The sequence below is a fragment of the Kribbella sp. NPDC004875 genome (assembly GCF_042873375.1).
Classification (GTDB): domain Bacteria; phylum Actinomycetota; class Actinomycetes; order Propionibacteriales; family Kribbellaceae; genus Kribbella.
Genome location: NZ_JBIALI010000007.1, coordinates 48,574 through 67,653 on the forward strand (window position 1 = coordinate 48,574; position 19,080 = coordinate 67,653).

The 19,080-nt window shown below is 68.6% G+C and carries 17 protein-coding genes; 5 read left to right on the top strand and 12 right to left on the bottom strand.

The annotated features are described in order from the left end of the window. Positions 1-7 precede the first annotated feature (7 nt). From ACFYRH_RS34595 to ACFYRH_RS34610, 4 genes are read right to left on the bottom strand one after another with little or no spacing between them, the layout of a single operon-like run. Positions 8-1,471 carry a mannitol dehydrogenase family protein gene (locus tag ACFYRH_RS34595; RefSeq protein ID WP_387784052.1) on the bottom strand — a complete coding sequence of 488 codons (1,464 nt, stop codon included), beginning with the start codon at positions 1,469-1,471 and terminating at the stop codon, positions 8-10. Continuing rightward, a complete protein-coding gene (locus tag ACFYRH_RS34600) occupies positions 1,468-2,313 on the bottom strand; it encodes a carbohydrate ABC transporter permease (RefSeq protein WP_387784054.1) in 846 nt (281 codons plus the stop codon). The genes ACFYRH_RS34595 and ACFYRH_RS34600 overlap by 4 nt, the downstream gene beginning before the upstream one ends. After that, complete coding sequence (locus tag ACFYRH_RS34605) at positions 2,310-3,272, bottom strand: carbohydrate ABC transporter permease (RefSeq protein ID WP_387784055.1); 963 nt, start codon at positions 3,270-3,272, stop codon at positions 2,310-2,312. The genes ACFYRH_RS34600 and ACFYRH_RS34605 overlap by 4 nt, the downstream gene beginning before the upstream one ends. 12 nt (positions 3,273-3,284) lie before the next feature. Continuing rightward, positions 3,285-4,652 carry an ABC transporter substrate-binding protein gene (locus tag ACFYRH_RS34610; protein ID WP_387784056.1) on the bottom strand — a complete coding sequence of 456 codons (1,368 nt, stop codon included), beginning with the start codon at positions 4,650-4,652 and terminating at the stop codon, positions 3,285-3,287. Positions 4,653-4,800: 148 nt separating this feature from the next. Here ACFYRH_RS34610 and ACFYRH_RS34615 point away from each other — a divergent pair, with 148 nt between their 5' ends. Together ACFYRH_RS34615 and ACFYRH_RS34620 are read left to right on the top strand one after the other, a co-directional pair. Next, positions 4,801-5,760: a sugar-binding transcriptional regulator gene (locus ACFYRH_RS34615; protein WP_387784058.1), complete on the top strand. Its 960-nt coding sequence runs from the start codon at positions 4,801-4,803 to the stop codon at positions 5,758-5,760. Positions 5,761-5,766: 6 nt separating this feature from the next. After that, positions 5,767-6,555 (top strand): phosphotransferase, encoded by a 789-nt coding sequence (locus ACFYRH_RS34620; protein WP_387784060.1) that lies wholly within the window; start codon positions 5,767-5,769, stop codon positions 6,553-6,555. Here ACFYRH_RS34620 and ACFYRH_RS34625 read toward each other — a convergent pair. Further along, the gene (locus tag ACFYRH_RS34625) at positions 6,515-6,967 is read right to left on the bottom strand and encodes a hypothetical protein (protein WP_387784061.1); all 453 of its coding nucleotides are present in this window, start codon (positions 6,965-6,967) and stop codon (positions 6,515-6,517) included. The two genes, ACFYRH_RS34620 and ACFYRH_RS34625, sit on opposite strands and share 41 nt — an antisense overlap. Positions 6,968-7,018: 51 nt before the next feature. Between ACFYRH_RS34625 and ACFYRH_RS34630 the strand changes: the two genes are divergently transcribed. After that, a complete protein-coding gene (locus tag ACFYRH_RS34630) occupies positions 7,019-7,627 on the top strand; it encodes a uridine kinase (protein WP_387784063.1) in 609 nt (202 codons plus the stop codon). A gap of 98 nt (positions 7,628-7,725) precedes the next feature. Further along, positions 7,726-8,388, top strand: coding sequence for a hypothetical protein (locus tag ACFYRH_RS34635; protein ID WP_387784064.1), 663 nt, complete (start codon positions 7,726-7,728; stop codon positions 8,386-8,388). 608 nt (positions 8,389-8,996) lie between these two features. Here ACFYRH_RS34635 and ACFYRH_RS34640 read toward each other — a convergent pair. The 6 genes from ACFYRH_RS34640 to ACFYRH_RS34665 form a co-directional block, all read right to left on the bottom strand. Next, positions 8,997-10,274 carry a thymidine phosphorylase gene (locus ACFYRH_RS34640; protein ID WP_387784065.1) on the bottom strand — a complete coding sequence of 426 codons (1,278 nt, stop codon included), beginning with the start codon at positions 10,272-10,274 and terminating at the stop codon, positions 8,997-8,999. After that, positions 10,274-10,705: a cytidine deaminase gene (locus ACFYRH_RS34645; RefSeq protein WP_387784066.1), complete on the bottom strand. Its 432-nt coding sequence runs from the start codon at positions 10,703-10,705 to the stop codon at positions 10,274-10,276. Before ACFYRH_RS34645 ends, ACFYRH_RS34640 begins: the two co-directional genes overlap by 1 nt. Continuing rightward, positions 10,680-11,969 carry an ABC transporter permease gene (locus tag ACFYRH_RS34650; RefSeq protein WP_387784067.1) on the bottom strand — a complete coding sequence of 430 codons (1,290 nt, stop codon included), beginning with the start codon at positions 11,967-11,969 and terminating at the stop codon, positions 10,680-10,682. Before ACFYRH_RS34650 ends, ACFYRH_RS34645 begins: the two co-directional genes overlap by 26 nt. Beyond that, positions 11,966-13,165: an ABC transporter permease gene (locus ACFYRH_RS34655; protein ID WP_387784069.1), complete on the bottom strand. Its 1,200-nt coding sequence runs from the start codon at positions 13,163-13,165 to the stop codon at positions 11,966-11,968. Before ACFYRH_RS34655 ends, ACFYRH_RS34650 begins: the two co-directional genes overlap by 4 nt. Beyond that, positions 13,165-14,715: an ABC transporter ATP-binding protein gene (locus tag ACFYRH_RS34660; RefSeq protein WP_387784071.1), complete on the bottom strand. Its 1,551-nt coding sequence runs from the start codon at positions 14,713-14,715 to the stop codon at positions 13,165-13,167. The genes ACFYRH_RS34655 and ACFYRH_RS34660 overlap by 1 nt, the downstream gene beginning before the upstream one ends. A gap of 93 nt (positions 14,716-14,808) precedes the next feature. Further along, entirely contained in the window at positions 14,809-15,888 is a 1,080-nt protein-coding gene (locus ACFYRH_RS34665; protein ID WP_387784072.1) for a BMP family protein, read from the bottom strand. Between the two features lie 296 nt (positions 15,889-16,184). Here ACFYRH_RS34665 and ACFYRH_RS34670 point away from each other — a divergent pair, with 296 nt between their 5' ends. Beyond that, a complete protein-coding gene (locus tag ACFYRH_RS34670; protein ID WP_387784074.1) occupies positions 16,185-17,366 on the top strand; it encodes an amidohydrolase in 1,182 nt (393 codons plus the stop codon). Positions 17,367-17,420: 54 nt separating this feature from the next. Here the strand turns inward: ACFYRH_RS34670 and ACFYRH_RS34675 are convergent, their stop codons facing one another. Beyond that, a complete protein-coding gene (locus ACFYRH_RS34675) occupies positions 17,421-18,995 on the bottom strand; it encodes a methylmalonyl-CoA mutase (RefSeq protein WP_387784076.1) in 1,575 nt (524 codons plus the stop codon). Between the last annotated feature and the right edge of the window lie 85 nt (positions 18,996-19,080).

The window sequence follows — 19,080 nt, forward strand, 5'->3', positions numbered from 1 at the left end:
TCCCAGACTAGAGGGCTTCGAGGGTGGCGCGGGCGCCGATCTCGTGCAGCGACTTCAACGCGGCCTTGTACTGCGTGACGAACTGCTCGTCGGACGCCAGGTCGCCGAACAGGTCCGGGTCCGAGATGAACACCAGCGGGTCCTCGCGGTTGTGCTGCGCCCGCTCGACCAGCTTGTCGCGCAACCGGTCCACGACCTCGATCGGCTCGCCCTGCTCATCGGTGCCCTCGGCGTACCGCGCCCAGGACGCGACCACGAGCACCGACCGGGTGATCTCCCGCCCGGCCGCCAACTGCTCCCGCACCACCGGCAGCAGCCACTTCGGGATCCGGTCCGAACTCTCCGCGCACAGCCGCGCGAGCGTGTCCCGGACTTCGGGATTCGCGAACCGCTCGATCAGCTGGTGCTTGTAGCGATCCAGGTCCACGCCGGGCACCGGCGGCAACGTCGGCGTACCTTCGTTGTCCATGTAGCCGAGCAGGAAGTCGACGAACAGCTTGTCCTGGCACACCTCGTGCGCGTACCGGTAGCCGGACAGGTAGCCGAGGTAGCACAACGCCTGGTGCGACGCGTTCAGCAGCCGCAACTTCATCAGCTCGTACGGCTCGACGTCCTCGACGATCTGGACGCCGACATCCTCGTACGGCGGACGCACGCCACCGAAGTCGTCCTCGAGCACCCACTGCGTGAACGGCTCGCAGACCACCGGCCAGGCGTCCTCGATCCCGAACCGTTCAGCCAGCGCCTCCCGGTCGGCGTCCGTGGTCACCGGCGTGATCCGGTCCACCATGCAGTTCGGGAACCGCACCTCGGTCTCCAGGAACTCCGCCATTGCCGGGTCCTTGAGCCGCGCGAACGAGGACAGCATCTTGCGCGCGACGTGCCCGTTACCCGGGATGTTGTCGCACGACATCACCGTGAACGGCGGTACGCCGGCCTCGCGGCGCCGGCGCAGCGCCTCGACGATGAACCCGAACGCGCTCCCCGGGGTCGCGCCCGGCTCCAGGTCCGCGGCGAGCGCCGGGTCCGAGGTGTCGAGCTCGCCGGTCACCTGATTGACGTGGTACCCGCCCTCGGTGATCGTCAGCGACACGATCCGGGTCGCCGGGTCGACCATCCGGGCCAGCACCGCCTCGCGGTCGTCCGGCGCGAACAGGTACCCGACGATCGACCCGATCACGCGGGGCTCGAGGGTTCCGTCCGGGTGCTTGACGACCAGTGTGTAGAGGTGGTCCTGCGCCGCGAGGGCGTCGTACATGCGCCGGTCCTGGGGCAGGACGCCGACGCCGACGATGCCCCAGTCGAGCGCCTTGCCGTCGTTCATCAGCCGGTCCAGGTACATCGCCTGGTGGGCCCGGTGGAAGCCGCCGACGCCGAAGTGCACGATGCCGGGCGTCACCGCCGTCCGGTCGTACGTCGGGACGCCGACGTCATTGCCGAGGGCATCGAGAGCCGCTGTCGTCAGCCTCACTTGACCGCCCCCAGCGACAGACCCTGGACGAGCTTGTCCTGGGCGGCGAACCCGGCGATCAGCACCGGCAACGACACCACGATGGACGCGGCACAGACTTTGGCGAGGAACAATCCTTGACTGGTCACGAAGCCAGTCAAGAACACCGGCGCGGTCTGCGCCACTGTGCCGGTCAGCACTCGGGCGAAGAGCAGCTCGTTCCAGCTGAAGATGAAGCAGATCAGCGCTGCCGACGCGATGCCCGGTGTCACGACAGGCGCGACCACGGACCGCAGGGTGCGGGTCAGCGACGCACCGTCCACCGAGGCCGCCTCGAGAATCTCCACCGGGACCTCGGACAGGAAGCTGCGCAGCATCCAGACCGCGATCGGCAGGTTCATCGAGGTGTACAGGATGATCAGCAGCCAGATGTTGTCCAGGAAGTGCACCGACTGCGCGAACAGGTAGATCGGCAGCAGGCCGGCCACCACCGGCAGCATCTTCGTGGACAGGAAGAAGAACAGCACGTCGGTCCACTTCTTCACCGGCCGGATCGACAGCGCGTACGCGGCCGGGAACGCGAGCAGGAGGACCAGCACCGTGGACAGGATGCTCGCGGTCAGCGAGTTCGCGATCGACGGCCAGGGTCCGCTGTCGAAGAACGACCGGTAGCCGTCGAGCGTCAGCGGCGCGCCCAGGTCCGGCGGGTTCTTCGCCGCGTCCTCCTCGGAGTGGAACGACGTCAGCAACATCCACAGCACCGGCAGCACGAACAGGATCCCGACGATCCACGCCAGCCCGCTCAGCACGAACCCACCACCGCGGTTCTTCTTTCCGGTCACGATCGTGACCTGCGAACTCATCGACCGGTCTCCTCTCGGAACAGCGTGGACACCGACCGGAGCGCGAAGGTGGCGATGGCGATCGTGCCGATCACCACGATCACGCCGGCCGCGGACGCCCGGCCGTAGTCGTGGGCGGTGTAGAAGGTCTGGTAGATCGTGTACGGCAGGTTCGCCGTACCGAGGCCGCCGGACGTGATCGTGAACACCGCGTCGAAGTTCTGCACGACGTAGATGGATCCGAGCAGCGCGGACAGCTCCAGGTACTGGCGCAGGTGCGGCAGCGTCATGTAGCGGAAGATCTCCCACTGGTTCGCGCCGTCGATCCCGGCCGCCTCGATGACGTCCAGCGGACGGCTCTGCAGACCGGCGAGCAGGATCAGCATCATGAACGGCGTCCACTGCCAGACCAGCGCGAAGATGATCGACCACAACGGCTGGTTGCTGATCCAGTCCGGCTGTGGGGCGTTGTCACCGAAGATCCACTTCAGCACCCCGTTGAACAAGCCGTACGTCGGGTTGTACAGCGCGTGCTTCCACAGCAGCGCGGCGGCCACCGGGACGACCAGGAACGGCGTGATCATCATCGTCCGGACCGCGCCGCGACCGCGGAACTTGCGGTCCAGCAGCAGGGCGATCGCCAGGCCGAGCACCAGGCTCAGCAGCACGACACCCGCGGTGAGCAGGATCGTCACCACGATCGCGTGCCGGGTGTTCGCGTCGGTGAGCACCCGGCGGAAGTTGTCCACCCCGGCGAACCCGCGCTCGTCCGGGTAGTAGGCGTTCCAGTCCATGAAGGACACCACGATCGTGACCACGAACGGCAACTGGGTCACGATGATCATGAACACCAGGGCCGGCAGCAACGGGCCGCGCCGGGCCCAGTCGCCGGCCTTGCGCATGATCGTGCCCTCGGAGCCGGGTGGCGCCGCGTGCCGCTTCGGCTGCGCCGTTGTGTCAGGTTTCGCGTCGACGGACATGAACTGCACCCCTCACTTCGCTGCGCGCGAGCGGTACCGCTCGGCGACGTCGTCGGCGAGCTCCTGCCCGCGATTCAAGGCTTTGTCGACGCTCATCCGCCCGGCGATCGCCGAGCTCACGTCCTGGCTGACCTGGGTTCCGAGATCCGGGAACTCCGGGATGTCGACGAACTGGATCCCGGGCGCCGGCCGCGGCTGCGTGCCGGGGTTGTTCGGGTCCGCGTTCTCGATCGCCTGCTTGGTCGGCTCCGCGAACGCCGCCGCCTCCTTGACGTAGTCGGCGTTCTCGTACGTCGACGCGCGCTTGCCGGCCGGAACGTTGGACCAGCCAACCTTCTCGCCGACCAGCTGCTCGTAGTCCTTGCCGGAGGCCCAGGAGATGAACTTCCAGGCGTTGTCCTTCTTCTTCGAGGCTTCCTGGATACCCCAGGCCCACGCGTACAACCAGCCAGAGCTGTCGGTCTTCACCACCGGCGCCGGCGCGTAGCCCATCTTGCCCTTGACCGGCGAGTTCGGTGCCTCCAGCGATCCGGCCGCCGACGTGGCGTCGTACCACATCGCGACGTTGCTCTGGATGGTGTTGTTCAGGCACTCGGTGAACCCGGCCTGCGGGGCGCCGGCCTCGCCGTGCGCGCGGACCAGGTCGACGTAGAACTTGGTCGCCTCGGTGAACGCCGGCGAGTCCACCTGCGCCTGCCAGTCCTGGGTGAACCAGGTGCCGCCGAAGGTGTTCACGACCGTGGTGAGCGGGGCGAACAGCTGCCCCCAGCCCGGCTGGCCGCGCAGGCAGATGCCGCGCATCCCGGGCTTGGCGTTGTCGACCTTGGCCGCGATGTCCGCGACCTGCTGCCAGGTCGGCTTCGCGGGCATCGTCACGCCCTTGGCCGCCAGGATGTCCTTGCGGTACATCAGGAACGACGACTCACCGTAGAACGGCTCGCCGTAGATCTTCCCGTCCTCCCCGGTCATCGACTGGGTCATCGGCTTCAGGATGTCGTCCTGGTCGAACGACGCGTCCTTGGCGATGTAGTCCGACAGTGGCGCGATCCACTTGGACTTCGCGTAGATCGGGATCTCGAAGTTGCTCACCGAGGCGACGTCGTACTGGCCGGCCTGGCTGGAGAACTCCTGGCTGATCTTGTCCCGGACGTCGTTCTCCGGCAGCACGGTGAAGTTCACCTTGATGCCGGTCTGCTTGGTGAAGTTGTCGGCGGTCAGTTTCTGCAGGTCGACCATCTGCGGGTTGTTCACCATCAGCACGTTGATGCTGTCCGCGCTGTCACCACCGCCGGCTCCGCCTCCCCAGCCCGCACAGCCGCTGACCGCACTCACCAGGAATGCGACCCCGACCGCTCCGATGCGTTTGCGCCTACTCAGCACGAGCCACTCCCTTGCCGGTCCGCTTCGAGCCCGCTCATTTGAGCACGCCTCTGCTCACAGCATGAGTAGACCGGGAAGCCCCTTGACCTGTCAAGGGTCTGTGCAACACTTGGGTACACACGTGCTCATATGAGCAGGGGAGGCAGTGATGGAGTCGAGCGCTGGCGCCTTCGGGCCGGCTCAGCTGGTACTCACCGCGTCGATCGCACGGCGGTACTACGTCGACGGGCGGTCGAAGGTGGAGATCGCGGACGAGTTCCGGCTCAGCCGGTTCAAGGTCGCGCGGTTGCTGGACCAGGCGCGCAGCAGCGGGATGGTGCGGATCGAGATCAGCCACCCCGGGGCGATCGACATCGACCTGTCCGCGCGGTTGCAGGAGTCGCTCGGCCTGCGGCGCGCGATCGTCGTGGACACCCCGGAGGTCGACGAGCCCGCGTTGCGGACCCAGCTCGGCAAGGCCGCGGCCGACCTGCTCTCGGAGATCGTCACCCCCGAGGACGTGCTCGGCCTCGCCTGGGCGCGCGCGGTGACGGCGATGACCGAGCAACTCACCACGCTCGCGCCGGTGCCGGTGGTCCAGCTCACCGGTGCCCTGACCCGTCCGGATGTCGAGGCGAACTCGGTGGAGCTCGTGCGTCACACCGCTCGCCTGTCCGGCGGACCGGCGTACCTGTTCTATGCGCCCCTTGTGGTGCCGGATGCGGCGACCGCTCGCGCGCTGCGGCAGCAGCCTGAGGTGGCCGAGGCGATCAGCCACTTCGACTCGGTGTCGAAAGCCGTCGTCGGGCTCGGGTCGTGGGCGGCCGGCCAGTCGACGCTGTACGACGCGATGGACGAGAAGTCCTGTGACCAGCTGGCCAAGCGAGGCGTGGTCGCGGACATCTCCGGGGTCTTCGTCGATGCGGACGGCCAGCCCGTGCAGAGCCGCGTCACCGACCGGGTGATCGCGATCAACGCGGAGCAGATGGACAAGATCGACGAGGTGATCGCGATTCCGTACGGTCTGGCCAAGGTCGCGGCGGTGCGCGCCGCCGTCCGCAGCGGGCTGGTCAACGGGATCGTTACCCACGCACCCCTGGCGAAGGCACTGCTGGACGAGTCACACTGACCGGCGATGCCTGCTGAGGGGGAGACCCAGTTGCTCGGCGGTACGGCGAATCGCGGCCTGGTCGTGCGGGTCGGGGACACCGTCCGGCGACCGCTGCGTGCCAGTAGTACGGCGACGCACGCGCTGCTGCAACACCTGGAGAGTGCCGGGTTCAAGGGCGCACCGACGTACCTGGGGATCGACGAGCAGGGGCGCGAGGTGCTGACGTACCTGCCGGGCGAGACCGTCACGGCGCCGTACCCGGCCTGGTCGATGACGGTCGAGGCGCTGGACAGCGTGGCCTTGCTGCTGCGGGCCTATCACGACGCGGTGGCGGACTTCCGGCCGGCCGGACTCGAGTGGGCCGAGCCGGTGCCGCCGGGTTACGTCACCGGGCTGATCAGCCACAACGACCCGAACCTCGACAACGTGGTGTTCCGGGACGGCGTCGCGGTCGCGCTGATCGACTTCGATCTCGCCGGTCCGGGGTCGGAACTGTGGGACGTCGCGACCGCGGTGCGGTTGTGGGCCCCGCTGCGACCGGACGCTGACATTCACGACGTACGGCGTGGTCACGCGACGGCTCGTCTGCGACGCTTCGCGGACACCTACGGCCTGGCGGAGGCCGACCGCCTGCGGTTGGTGGACGCGGCCGCGGACAACCACATCTGGTGCATGGACTACGTACGCCGAGGCGCCGAGACCGGCCACCCCTGGTTCCACCAACGCTGGACCACCGGCGAGTCAACCCTGACCGACCGCACGAATATCTGGTTCAAGAATCAGCGCGAGGCACTTCGCCGGGCTCTGCTATGACTCCGTTGCGTTCCCGGACTGCTTGGACCTCGGCTTCGACGCGGCCGTCCCAGTAGTTCTCCTGCAGTCGCCGGATCCAGTGCGGGATGAAGATCGCCGGACTCGTTTGGATAAACGGTATGTCGGCATCGGTCAGCAGCCCCAGCACGAAACTGACGACCGTGAGCCCGAGGAGCACGGTCCAGCCGTTCCGGCAGATCCACGGACCATCGCCGGCTATCAATCCGCGCCGCGTGACCGCCCCGATCGCCAGCACCACCGCCGAGGCGGCGACAACGGCCACCAGTCCGCCGAAGACCCAGCCGTGGACGTCGGCCCACGGACCATGCCGCAGAAGCATGAGCACGACGCCCACGGTCGTTGCGATTGCGGCCAGCCCGTAGACCACGGCGCCCAGCTTCATCTTCGGCATACCTGGTTATCGCGGGGCGGGATTGGCTGTTACTGCAGGAAGTGGCAGAGAATGAGGCCCGTGCGTTCACGGGTGGTGTTGCTGGCAGGGCCTTCGGGAGCTGGGAAGTCGCGCCTGGCGGAGCAGGTCGGGCTGCCCGTGGTCCGGCTGGACGACTTCTACCGCGACGGGGACGACGAGGCGATGCCGCGCTCCCCGCTCGGCATCGTCGACTGGGACGACCCACGCTCCTGGGACGGTGACCGCGCGGTCGCGGCCCTCGAGGAGCTGTGTACGACGGGATCCGCCGACCTCCCGATCTACGACATCGCCGCCGACGGCACCGTCGGTCACCGCCCGGTCAGTACCGGCGGCGCCCCGCTCGTCGTTGCTGAAGGCATCTTCGCCGACCAGATCACCGGCGCGCTCGCCGACCGCGGCCTGCTCGCCGCCGCGATCTGCGTCCGGCACCACCGCATCGTGACGTTCGCGAGGCGGTTCCAGCGCGACCTCCGTGAGCGCCGGAAGCCCCCGTTCACGCTGCTCCGCCGCGGGTTGCTGCTGCTCCGCGACGATCCGCAGGTGGTCCGGCGCTGCGTCGAGGCCGGCTGCGAACCGATGCATCCGAAGGCCGCCCGGCGGGCGATCGAGACGCTTCTCACGCAGTCCACCTCTCAGTAGGACGAGACTGTTCGCCTGGAGTTCACCAACTTCTGATGACATCGGGCCCGGATGTGTCGGATGCGCTCGGGGGCGAGTGGCCGGACGGAGAGAGACCCGTGAAGCGGACTGCGCCAGGCGTTGCCGTTGTAGTGACCGCAGTACTGCTGTCTGTGACCGCCTGCGGGAACGAGGACGGCGCATCGGCTGGTGGCGTGCAGGCCCCGCCCGTGAAGCACTCCGCGCTGAACGGTCCGGCCGAGAAGGCGGCGAAGGGTTCGCTGGCCGCGCTCGCCGCGCTCCCCCGCGGGTACGTCGCGGACTCGCGCAACGGCACCGGCCCGTTCACCGCGACCGCTTTCCTGAACACGTGGTCCGCCGACCCGGCGCTGGACCGCGCGCTGCTGCTGAACGCGGGCTTCCTCGAGGGGTACCGGGCGTCGCGGTTGAGCCCCGACAAGAAGAAGCGCTACACCGTGCAGCTGTTCAAGACCGGCTCCGCCGCGAAGGCGAAGGTGCTGCAGAAAGGGCTGTGGAGCCAGGACACCCACGAGCGTTCGTTCGACCTTCCTGGCGCGCTGACCGACGCGCGGGTCGAGTACGACGGCGGCGCCGACCAGTCCGTGGCAACCGCCGAGGCCAGCCTCACCGTAGGCCCCCTCGTAGTAGAACTGTCCATCCGCGAAGCGGCTCCCCTCGGCACCGCCCTCACCCCCGACGCCCCACTCATCACCACCCTCACCAAAGAACAACGCACCCGCCTAACCACCACCTCCAGCTAACCCACCCACCCCGCCCACACATCACGCCCCTCGCCCCCACGGCCAGGCCCTAGCCCGCACGGCCACGGACCCGCCCGCACCACGGACCCGCATGCACCACGGACCCGCCTGCACCACGGACCCGCCCACTACCGCTACACCCCGCCGCGCGCCCACACCGCCCACCGCCGCCCACCGCCGCACGAGGGCATATCCCCTCGTCTTGGGGGTTCTTCCCTCTCACACCAACAGAGAACCCCCGCCTTGAGCGGATAACCCCTCCCGCGCAGGCATCGCCTCCCCGCAGGCATCCCCTCCCGCAGGCATCCCCTCCCGCGCCGGCATCCCGTCCCGTGCGCGGGCATCTGCTCCCCGTCGGGTCCCCCGTCCTCCCGGCGGAGCGGGGGAGCTTGTGGCGGCTGGCGGGGGTCGGGATCTGCAGGTCGGCAGGAGGTGTCGGGGCTGGGGGTAGTGCACTCGAGCGTGAGCGGGGTCGCGCGTACGGCGTTCCTCGGGTGCACTACCTGTCGAGATGCAGATTCCCGAGCGCGAAGGCGGTGCGTTTTCGCGTTCGGCAACCTTGCGCGGCTGCTGACCGGGTTCCTCCGGACCGGGCTGGTGCCGGCTGGTCAGGCGGTGATGCGGTCGATGACCAGCGGGGCTGGCTTGTAGGTGTCTGCGACGGCCACCGCGTCGGCCAGCGACTCGAGGGCGCGCTCGATCCGCGACGGGTCGTCGGTGTGCAAGGTCAGCAACGGCTGACCCTCCTGCACCTGGTCGCCCGGCTTCGCGTGCATCTCCACGCCAGCGACCGCCGACACCGGGTCCTCCTTGCGCGCCCGCCCGGCACCGAGCCGCCACGCCGCGACGCCCACCGCGAGCGCGTCGAGCTTCGCCAGCACCCCGGAAGCAGGAGCCGGTACGACGTGTTGCTCGGGAGCGACCGGCAGCTCCGCGGACGGATCACCGCCCTGCGCCGCGATCATGCGCCGCCAGACGTCCATCGCCGTACCGTCCCGGAGCTTGTCCGCGGGGTCGACATCCGTGACGCCGGCCGCGGCGAGCATCTCGGCGGCGAGGGCAACGGTCAGCTCGACGACGTCGGCCGGCCCACCGCCGGCCAGTACCTCGACCGACTCCCGGACCTCCAGCGCGTTCCCGGCGGTCAGTCCGAGCGGAACGGACATGTCGGTGAGCAGCGCGACTGTCTTCACCCCGGCATCGGTGCCGAGCGCAACCATCGTCTCCGCGAGCTCCCGGGCGTCCGCCGGCTCCTTCATGAACGCCCCGGAGCCGACTTTCACGTCCAGCACCAGCGCACCGGTGCCTTCCGCGATCTTCTTGCTCATGATCGAGCTGGCGATCAACGGAATCGCCTCGACCGTACCGGTCACGTCCCGCAGCGCGTAGAGCTTCTTGTCCGCCGGCGCCAGCCCGTCACCCGCCGCGCAGATCACCGCGCCGACGTCCTCCAACTGCCGCATCATCTCGTCGTTCGACAGCGTGGCCCGCCAGCCCGGGATCGACTCCAGCTTGTCCAGCGTCCCGCCGGTGTGCCCGAGCCCGCGCCCGGACAACTGCGGTACGGCGACCCCACAGGCCGCCACCAACGGCGCCAGCGGCAACGTGATCTTGTCCCCGACGCCACCGGTCGAGTGCTTGTCCGCGGTCGGCCGGGACAGCTTGCTGAAGTCCAGCCGCTCACCGGACGCGATCATCGCCGCGGTCCAGCGGGCGATCTCGCGCCGGTTCATGCCCTTCAGCAGGATCGCCATCGCGAGCGCGGACATCTGCTCGTGCGCGACGTGCCCGCGGGTGTAGGCGTCGATCACCCAGTCGATCTGCCCGTCGCTCAGCTCCCCGGCGTCCCGCTTGGCCCGGATGACGTCCACCACGTCGAAACTCATCAGTTCTCCAAGTCCTCCGGCCCGAACGCGTCGGGCAACAACTCACGCAACGGCCGCGGGCCGCGCGGTGTCTCGAGCAGCAGTCCGGGCCCGCCGTTCTCGTGCAGCAGCTGCCGGCAGCGCCCGCACGGCGTCAGCAGATCGCCGTGCCGGTCCACACAGGTGAACGCCACCAGGCGCCCGCCTCCGGTCCGGTGCAGCTCCGACACCAGCCCGCACTCCGCGCACAGCGTGAGCCCGAACGAGGCGTTCTCCACGTTGCACCCGGCAACGATCCGCCCGTCGTCGACCAGCGCCGCCGCACCGACCGGGAAGCCGGAGTACGGCGCGTAGGCCCGGCCCGTCATCTCGACGGCGGTGGCCCGGAGGAGCTCCCAGTCGACCGGGCCCGCGTCGCCGTCGGCGCTACTCGGTGACGTAGGGCTCACCATCGGCCTTCGGAGCTCTCACCCGGCCCACCAGTCCGGCCACGGCGATGATGGTCGCCAGGTACGGCGCCATCAGCAGCAGCTGACCCGGGATCGGCGTCTGGATGATCTGCAACTGCGACTGCAGCTGGGTCGCGAAACCGAAGAACAGCGCGGCGACCGTCGCGCCGATCGGGTGCCAGCGGCCCATGATCAGCGCGGCCAGCGCGATGAACCCGTTGCCCGCCGTCATCTCCTTGCTGAACGAACCGGCGTACCCGACGGTGAAGAACGCGCCGCCGAGGCCGGCCAGGATGCCGCCCGCGAGGACCGCGGAGTACCGGATCCGCTTGACCCGGATGCCGACCGTGTCGGCGGCCTTCGGGTGCTCGCCGACCGCGCGGATCCGCAGTCCCCAGCGGGTCTGGAACAGCACGAACGTGACGACCGCGACCGCGATGTACATCAGGTACACGAGGATCGTCTGGTGGAACAGGATCGGGCCGATGAACGGGATGTCGCCCAGCCCCGGGATCTTGACCGCCGAGAGCACCTCGGGGTTGTTCAGCTTGCCCGAGTCGCTCTGCAGGAACTGGTCGAACAGGAAGCCGGTGATACCGGTCGCGAACACCACCAGGACGACGCCGAGCACGACCTGGTTGACCAGGTACTTGATCGAGAACACCGCCAGCAGCGCCGCCATCAGTACGCCGGTGACGGCCGCCGCGACCAGCGCCGCCGCGCCGCTGCCCGTCGTACTCGAGACGACCGCCGCGGTGAACGCGCCGACCAGGAACTGGCCCTCGATCGCGATGTTGATGACTCCGGCCCGCTCGCTCATCACGCCGGCCAGCGCGCCGAGGATCAGCGGCGTCGCGAAGTTCAGCGTGCCCTGGAACTGGTTGGCCAGCGGGAAGGTCTTCCCGGCCGCTGCCCAGCACAGGAACGAGCCGATGAAGCAGATCCCGAGCAGGGCCGCCAGGTAGCCGGAGTACGACTGCGGGACCCGGCGCAGCAGGTACGCACCCGCGGCGATCACGCCGAAGATGCCGAGTACCAGCGCGGTGAACTGGGCCGGTACGCCGAGCAGGTTGTGCTCGAGGTCGCCCGAGACGAGCTGGAAGGTCGCGTCGCCGCCCTTGGTGAAGATCGCCAGACCGAGCCCGAGCAGCGCGAACAGCACCATCAGGGAGCCGACCCGCAACCGCCGGGTCCGATCCGCCGGCGCCTCGATGACCTGAGGCTTCGCCGTCGTCTCCGGTACGGCGTCGGGAGTCGTCTCGCTCATCCGTTCCACCCCTTCGCGAGAACCGGTCCGGTCCCACGTTCCTTCGGCAGGAACCGGAAGATCGAGCGCACCAGTGCCGGCGCCGCGACGAACAGCACGATCACGGCCTGCAGGACAGTGGTCAGGGTCAGCGGGGTCTGCGTGATCAGCTGCATCTGCAGACCGCCCGCGTTCAGCGCGCCGAACAGCAGACCGGCGAGTACGGTGCCGAGCGGAGTGCCGCGGCCGAGCAGCGCGACCGTGATCGCGTCGAACCCGACCGATGCCGCGACTCCGTCGGTCAGCGGCAGGTCCGTGCCGAGCACCTGCTGGGTACCGGCCAGACCGGCGAGCGCACCGGCCACGACCATCGCGATCACGTAAGCGCGGCCGACCGACATCCCGGCGGTCCGGGAGGCGTCCGGGTTCGCGCCGACGGCCCGCAGCTCGAACCCGATCGTCGACCGGTTGAGCAGCCACCAGACGAAGACCGCGGCCAGCACCGAGAGGATGAACCCGCCGTGCAGCCGGGTGCCCCCGAACTGCGGGTACTGCGCGTTCGCGTCGACGATCGGCGAGATCGGGTCCGTACGGCCCGGACGGCGGAAGGCCGACGTGGTGAGCAGCCAGGCGAGCAGGTAGATCGCCACGTAGTTCAGCATGATCGTCACGATCACCTCGTGCGCACCGGTGCGCGCCTTGAGGAAGCCGACGACGCCACCCCAGATCGCGCCGCCGAGCAACCCGGCGAGGATCGCCACGATCAGGTGCAGGACCGGCGGCAGGTGCCACGCGAACCCGACGTACGCGGCGAGGATCGCGCCCATGATCAGCTGGCCCTGGGCACCGATGTTGAACAATCCGGTGCGGAAGGCGAGCGAGACCGCGAGACCGCCGCAGATCAGTGGTGTTGCCTGGGTCAACGATTCGCTGATCGGGGTCAGCCCGCCGAACGCGCCGACCGCGAGCGCCTTGTACGCCTCACCGACGGCGCTCACAGCGGCCGAGACGGTGTCCATCGGGGCGGCGCCGAAGTACTTGACCGCGGCCTGCACCTGATCGTCGCTGACGATGATCAGGATCGCCCCGACTAGCAGCGCCAGCACGATCGCGCTCAGCGAGACCAGGCCCTGGACGGCCCAGTTCGGCAGGCCGGCGGACCGCTTCGGCTCCTTGGCCGGCGCGGGCGCCGGCACGGCATCTGTCTCAGTGCTCATCAGATGGTTCCCAACGTGGTCGGGTGTTCGATCGCCTCGTCGTGTGCCTCGGACTTCGAGGCGCCGGCCATCATCAGGCCCAGTTCGTCGCGCGGGGTGTCGGACGGTACGACGCCGACAACCTTGCCGCGGTACATCACCGCGATCCGGTCCGCCAGCGCGGCGATCTCGTCCAGCTCCGTGGACACGATCAGCACCGCCGTGCCGCGGTCGCGTTCCTCCACGATCCGGCCGTGCAGGAACTCGATCGAGCCGACGTCCACGCCGCGGGTGGGCTGCGAGGCGACCAGCAGCTTCAGCGGGCGGGACAGCTCGCGGGCCAGCACGACCTTCTGCTGGTTGCCGCCGGACAGCGACGACACCGGCAGGTCGATGCCCTGGGTGCGGATGTCGAACTCCTGCACCCGCTCCTCGGCGTTCTTGTCGATCTCGTCGGTCCGCAATGCCGGCCCGTTGCCGAACGGGGCCTTCCGGAACAGGTCGAGGATCAGGTTCTCGGCGACCGTGAACGAGCCGACGAACCCGTCGTGCGCCCGGTCCTCCGGGACGTACCCGATGCCGGCCTCCAGCCGGTGCCGGGTGGACTTCCCGGTCAGGTCCTGACCTTCCAGGCTGATCGTGCCGGCCGCGATCGGCGTCAGCCCGAGCAGCGCCTCGGCGAGCTCGGTCTGGCCGTTGCCCTGGACCCCCGCCACCGCGAGGATCTCGCCGCTCCGGACCTCCAGGTCGACCCCGTCGACGGCGGTGAACCCGCGCTCGTCGATCACGGTCAGGCCCTCGACCCGCAGTACGGCGTCCCCCGGCTGGGCCGGCTCCTTGTTCACCACCAGGTCGACCGCGCGGCCGACCATCAACTCGGCGAGCTCCTCCTCGGACGCCGACGGCTCGGCCTGGCCGACCACCTTGCCGCGCCGGATCACGGTGATCTTGTCCGCGATCGCCTGCACCTCTTTGAGCTTGTGGGTGATGAAGACGATCGACGTACCGTTCTCCTTGAGCTGGCGCATCACGCCGATCAGCTCGTCGATCTCGGCCGGCGTCAGCACCGCGGTCGGCTCGTCCAGGATCAGCACGCTGGCGTTGTTGGTCAGCGCCTTGATGATCTCCACCCGCTGCTGGACGCCGACCGGGATGTCCTCGACCAGCGCGTCCGGATCGACCTCGAAGCCGTACCGGTCGGACATCTCGGTGACCAGCGCGTGCGCCTTCTTACGGTCCAGGACGCCGGCGCCGCGGGTGTTCTCCCGGCCGAGCATGATGTTCTCGGCGACGGTGAACACCGGGACCAGCATGAAGTGCTGGTGCACCATGCCGATCCCGTGCCGGATCGCGTCACTCGGCGAGGTGATCGCGACCTTCTCGCCGTCGATCACGATCTCGCCCTCGTCGGGCTGCAGCAGCCCGTAGAGCATGTTCATCAGCGTGCTCTTGCCGGCCCCGTTCTCACCGAGCAGGCAGTGGATCTCGCCCGGCTCGATCACCAGGTCGATGTGGTCGTTGGCGACCAGCGAGCCGAAGCGCTTGGTCAGCCCGGAGAGCTCGAGATGCATGCGGGAGCCTTCCCTTCAGACGGCGAGCCAGGAAGGCCGGACCTGTGGGTCTGCCTTCCTGGCTCGCACCGTACTACGCAAGTGTGCGGAGGTTCAGGACGCCTTGGGCTGAACCTTCGACTCGATGGTGATCTTGCCGCTGATGATGTCGGCCTTGATCTGGTCCAGCTCCGACTTCACGTCGGCCGGGACCTTGCTGTCGAAGTCGTGGAACGGCGCGATCGCGGTGCCGCCGTTCTGCAGGGTGCCGGTGAACTGGGTGTTGTCGAACTTGTTGTCGACGACCGACACGACCGCGTCCTTGACGGCGACGTCCATGCCCTTCTGGACGCTGCTCATCAGGACCGAGCAGTACTCCTCGGCGCTGATGCAGCCGTCGGTGTCGACCCAGATCGCGTTCACCTTGCCGTTGCTGGCCTTGGCCGCCTGCAGGCCGCCGAGACCCGACGGGCCGGCCACCGGGAACAGCACGTCAGCGCCCTGGGTGATCAGGTTCTGGGCGTTGTTCTGGCCCTTCGCCTTGTCCTCGAAGTCGCCGGTGAACAGGCCCTTCTGCTTCTGGTCGTCCCAGCCGAGCACCTGGACGTTCTTGCTCTTCTGCTGGTTGTAGTAGCGCACGCCCTGGGCGAAGCCGTCCATGAAGATCGTCACGGTCGGGATCTGCAGGCCACCGAAGGTGCCCACCTTGCCGGACTTCGTCATCGCCGCGGCCAGGTAACCGGCCTGGAAGCTGGACTGCGCGGTGTTGAACAGCAGCGGCTTCAGGTTGGCGATCGGTGCCTTCGGCGCCGAGTCGACGATCGCGAACTTGATGTTCGGGTTCGCCTTCGCCGCCGCCTCGGTGGCGTCCTCGAGCTTGAAGCCGACGGCGACGATGACGTTGCACTTGGCGCTCACCATCGCGGTCATGTTCGTCGTGTAGTCGTTGTCCGACTTCGACTCGGCCTTGACCTCGGTCAGGCCCTTCTCCTTGACCGCGTCCTGCAGGCCCTTGTACGAGGTCTGGTTGAACGACTTGTCGTCGAAGCCCCCCGAGTCGGAGACCATGCAGGCCTTGAAGTCCTTGTTGGCGCTGCTGCCGCCAGAGTTGCTGTCGGTCGGCTTGCTACCACAAGCGGCGACGGCGAGCGTCAGTACGCCCACGATCGCCGTTCCCCGCACGTACTTCTTCACCGGACGTCTCCTTCGTCGACCAGATACGTTTGCCGGCACGCCTTCCCCCACGTGCCATCCGCAGACTATAGGGCGCGTCCCGGCCCGGATTGAACGTCGAGCAGACCTCGATACCGGAAAGTGACCGGCGTTTGCGTCACATTTCGACAACTTCTCCGGTACGGTCACCGCTCGCGCTGCAGGGGTCACGGTGAGCACTCTCCGTGGTGACTTTCACCGAACGTGGCCGTAATCCCGTCGTGACCGGCCTCGGTACTCTGCGCGGGCCTCCGGTCTCCGGGTGCAACAATCGCGGGATGAGTCATCAGTTGCTGGTCGCGGACATCCTGGCGCGCGTCGAGGCGGTGCGCGAGGACATGGTCGGCGTACGGCGTGACCTCCACGCCCACCCGGAGCTCGGGTGGCACGAGGTACGGACGACCGAACTGCTCGAGAAGCGGCTCGTCGACGCCGGGCTGTCGCCGCGGGTGCTGCCGACCGGGACCGGACTGATCTGCGACATCGGCGCCGGCGACACGTGCGTCGCGCTGCGGGCCGACATCGACGCGCTGCCGGTGCCGGACGGCGTCGACGCGCCGTGGCGGTCGACGATCGACGGCGTCGCGCACGCGTGCGGGCACGACGTCCACACGTCCGCGCTGCTCGGGGCGGCGCTGGTGCTGGCCGGGATGGCGCGCGACGGGCAGCTGGACCGGCGGGTCCGGGTGATCTTCCAGCCGGCCGAGGAGGTCATGCCGGGTGGCGCGCTCGGTGTCATCGCGGCCGGCGGGCTGGACGGCGTACGACGGATCTATGGGCTGCACTGCGACCCGCGGCTGCAGGTCGGTCAGATCGGGCTCCGGGTCGGTGCGCTGACGGCTGCTGCGGACAAGCTGCTGGTGCGGTTGACGGGACCGGGCGGGCACACGTCCCGGCCGCACCTGACCGCTGACCTCGTCTACGCGCTCGCGACGCTGGTGACCGATCTGCCTGCGGCGCTGTCGCGTCGCGTCGACCCGCGCTCCGGGATGTCGCTCGTCTGGGGGCGCATCACGTCGGGCTCTGCCGCCAACGCGATCCCGTCCCGCGGCGAGGCCGAGGGAACGCTGCGGTGCCTGGACGTCAATGCGTGGCGCCTCGCGGAACAACTCATCCCCGAGCTGGCGGCGCAGATCGTCCGCCCGTACGGCGTGGAGGTCGACACTGAGGTCACGCACGGCGTACCACCGGTGATGAACGACGCGATCGCGATCAACGTGCTGCAGAACGCCGTACATCAGACGCTGGGTTCGAGCGCGGTGGCGCCGACCGACCAGAGCCTCGGCGGCGAAGACTTCGCGTGGTACCTCGAACACGTGCCGGGTGCGATGGCCCGCCTGGGCGTCCGCCCACCCACCCAAGAGTCAGCCGCCGACCTCCACACCCCCGGCTTCACCCCCTCCGAAGAAGCCATCACCCTAGGCACCACAGTCCTCACCTCAACCGCCCTGCTGGACTGAACACCCACCACTTTCACGCGGTTGGATGCACGGGGCTCGGGTGGGACGGGGAAGTCAGAAGGTGTCGGCGGGAACGTAGATGCCCCAGACTTCTCGGAGGGTGTTGCAGACTTCGCCTACGGTGGCTCGGGCTTTCAGGGCCTGCTTCATCGGGTAGAGGCAGTTCTCGTTGCCTTGGGCAGCGGATTTGAGGGCTGCCAGGGCCTTGTCGACAGCAGCCTGGTCGCGGGTGGCGCGGAGGGTGGCGAGGCGGTCGACCTGTTGCGCCTCGATCGCGGGGTCGACGCGGAGCGGCTCGTACGGCTCCTCCTCGGCGATCCTGAACTTGTTCATGCCGACGACCACCCGTTCGGCGGAGTCGATCTGCTGAGCGATCTGGTACGCCGAGCGTTCGATCTCCTGCTTCTGGAAGCCCTTCTCGATCGCGGCGACGGCACCGCCGTACTCCTGCACCTGCTCCATCAGCTCGACCGCGGCGGCCTCGACCTCGTCGGTCAGCGACTCCACCACGTACGACCCGGCGAACGGGTCGACCGTCGCGGTCACGTCGGTCTCGTACGCGAGCACCTGCTGCGTGCGCAGCGCCAGCCGGGCCGCCTTCTCCGTCGGGAGCGCGATCGCCTCGTCGTATGAGTTGGTGTGCAGCGACTGCGTTCCCCCGAGTACGGCGGCCAACCCCTGGACCGCGACGCGGACGAGGTTGACCTCGGGCTGCTGCGCGGTCAACTGCACGCCGGCCGTCTGGGTGTGGAAGCGGAGCATCTGCGACTTCGGGTTGCGCGCGCCGAACTCGTCGCGCATCACCCGGGCCCAGATCCGCCGCGCCGCCCGGAACTTCGCGACCTCTTCGAGCAACGTCGTCCGGGCGACGAAGAAGAACGACAACCGCGGCGCGAACTCGTCGACGTCGAGCCCCGACGCGACCGCGGCCCGCACGTACTCGATCCCGTTGGCCAGCGTGAACGCGATCTCCTGCGCGGGCGTCGCGCCGGCCTCGGCCATGTGGTAACCGGAGATCGAGATCGTGTTCCAGCGCGGCAGCTCCGCCTTGCAGTACGCGAAGATGTCGCTGATCAGCCGCAGCGACTCCTTCGGCGGGTAGATGTAGGTGCCGCGGGCGATGTACTCCTTCAGTACGTCGTTCTGGATCGTGCCGGTGAGCTTGTCACCCGGCACCCCCTGCTCCTCGGCGACCAATTGATAGAGCAGCAACAGCACCGACCCCGGCGCGTTGATCGTCATCGAGGTGGACACCTGGTCCAGCGGGATCTTGTCGAACAGCACCCGCATGTCGTCGATCGAGTCGATCGCCACCCCGACCTTGCCGACCTCGCCGTGCGCGATCGGGGCGTCGGAGTCGTAGCCCATCTGGGTCGGCAGGTCGAACGCGACGGACAGTCCCATCGTGCCGTGGTCGATCAGCTGGTGGTACCGCTGGTTCGACTCGGCGGCCGTCCCGAACCCGGCGTACTGGCGCATGGTCCAGGGCCGCTGCGTGTACATCGTCGGGTACACGCCGCGGGTGTACGGGTACTGCCCCGGCTCGCCCAGCTGCGTCGCCGCGTCGAACCCGTCGAGCGGCCCGTACACCGGCTGGAACTCGAACCCCGACTCGCTGCGATGACTCATCCCCCCACGGTATTCCGAACCATTGCCGCACTGGTATGTACGGCCGGGTGAGATCGAGCACGCCACGGTCCGCTTACTCTCAGCT

Excerpts from the sequence above, each read along its gene's own strand:
- ACFYRH_RS34600 (WP_387784054.1), bottom strand. The coding sequence starts at position 2,313 with ATGAGTTCGCAGGTCACGATCGTGACCGGAAAGAAGAACCGCGGTGGT.
- ACFYRH_RS34605 (WP_387784055.1), bottom strand. The coding sequence starts at position 3,272 with ATGTCCGTCGACGCGAAACCTGACACAACGGCGCAGCCGAAGCGGCAC.
- ACFYRH_RS34615 (WP_387784058.1), top strand. The coding sequence starts at position 4,801 with ATGGAGTCGAGCGCTGGCGCCTTCGGGCCGGCTCAGCTGGTACTCACC.
- ACFYRH_RS34620 (WP_387784060.1), top strand. The coding sequence starts at position 5,767 with ATGCCTGCTGAGGGGGAGACCCAGTTGCTCGGCGGTACGGCGAATCGC.
- ACFYRH_RS34625 (WP_387784061.1), bottom strand. The coding sequence starts at position 6,967 with ATGCCGAAGATGAAGCTGGGCGCCGTGGTCTACGGGCTGGCCGCAATC.
- ACFYRH_RS34630 (WP_387784063.1), top strand. The coding sequence starts at position 7,019 with ATGAGGCCCGTGCGTTCACGGGTGGTGTTGCTGGCAGGGCCTTCGGGA.
- ACFYRH_RS34640 (WP_387784065.1), bottom strand. The coding sequence starts at position 10,274 with ATGAGTTTCGACGTGGTGGACGTCATCCGGGCCAAGCGGGACGCCGGG.
- ACFYRH_RS34645 (WP_387784066.1), bottom strand. The coding sequence starts at position 10,705 with ATGGTGAGCCCTACGTCACCGAGTAGCGCCGACGGCGACGCGGGCCCG.
- ACFYRH_RS34650 (WP_387784067.1), bottom strand. The coding sequence starts at position 11,969 with ATGAGCGAGACGACTCCCGACGCCGTACCGGAGACGACGGCGAAGCCT.
- ACFYRH_RS34655 (WP_387784069.1), bottom strand. The coding sequence starts at position 13,165 with ATGAGCACTGAGACAGATGCCGTGCCGGCGCCCGCGCCGGCCAAGGAG.
- ACFYRH_RS34660 (WP_387784071.1), bottom strand. The coding sequence starts at position 14,715 with ATGCATCTCGAGCTCTCCGGGCTGACCAAGCGCTTCGGCTCGCTGGTC.
- ACFYRH_RS34670 (WP_387784074.1), top strand. The coding sequence starts at position 16,185 with ATGAGTCATCAGTTGCTGGTCGCGGACATCCTGGCGCGCGTCGAGGCG.
- ACFYRH_RS34675 (WP_387784076.1), bottom strand. The coding sequence starts at position 18,995 with ATGAGTCATCGCAGCGAGTCGGGGTTCGAGTTCCAGCCGGTGTACGGG.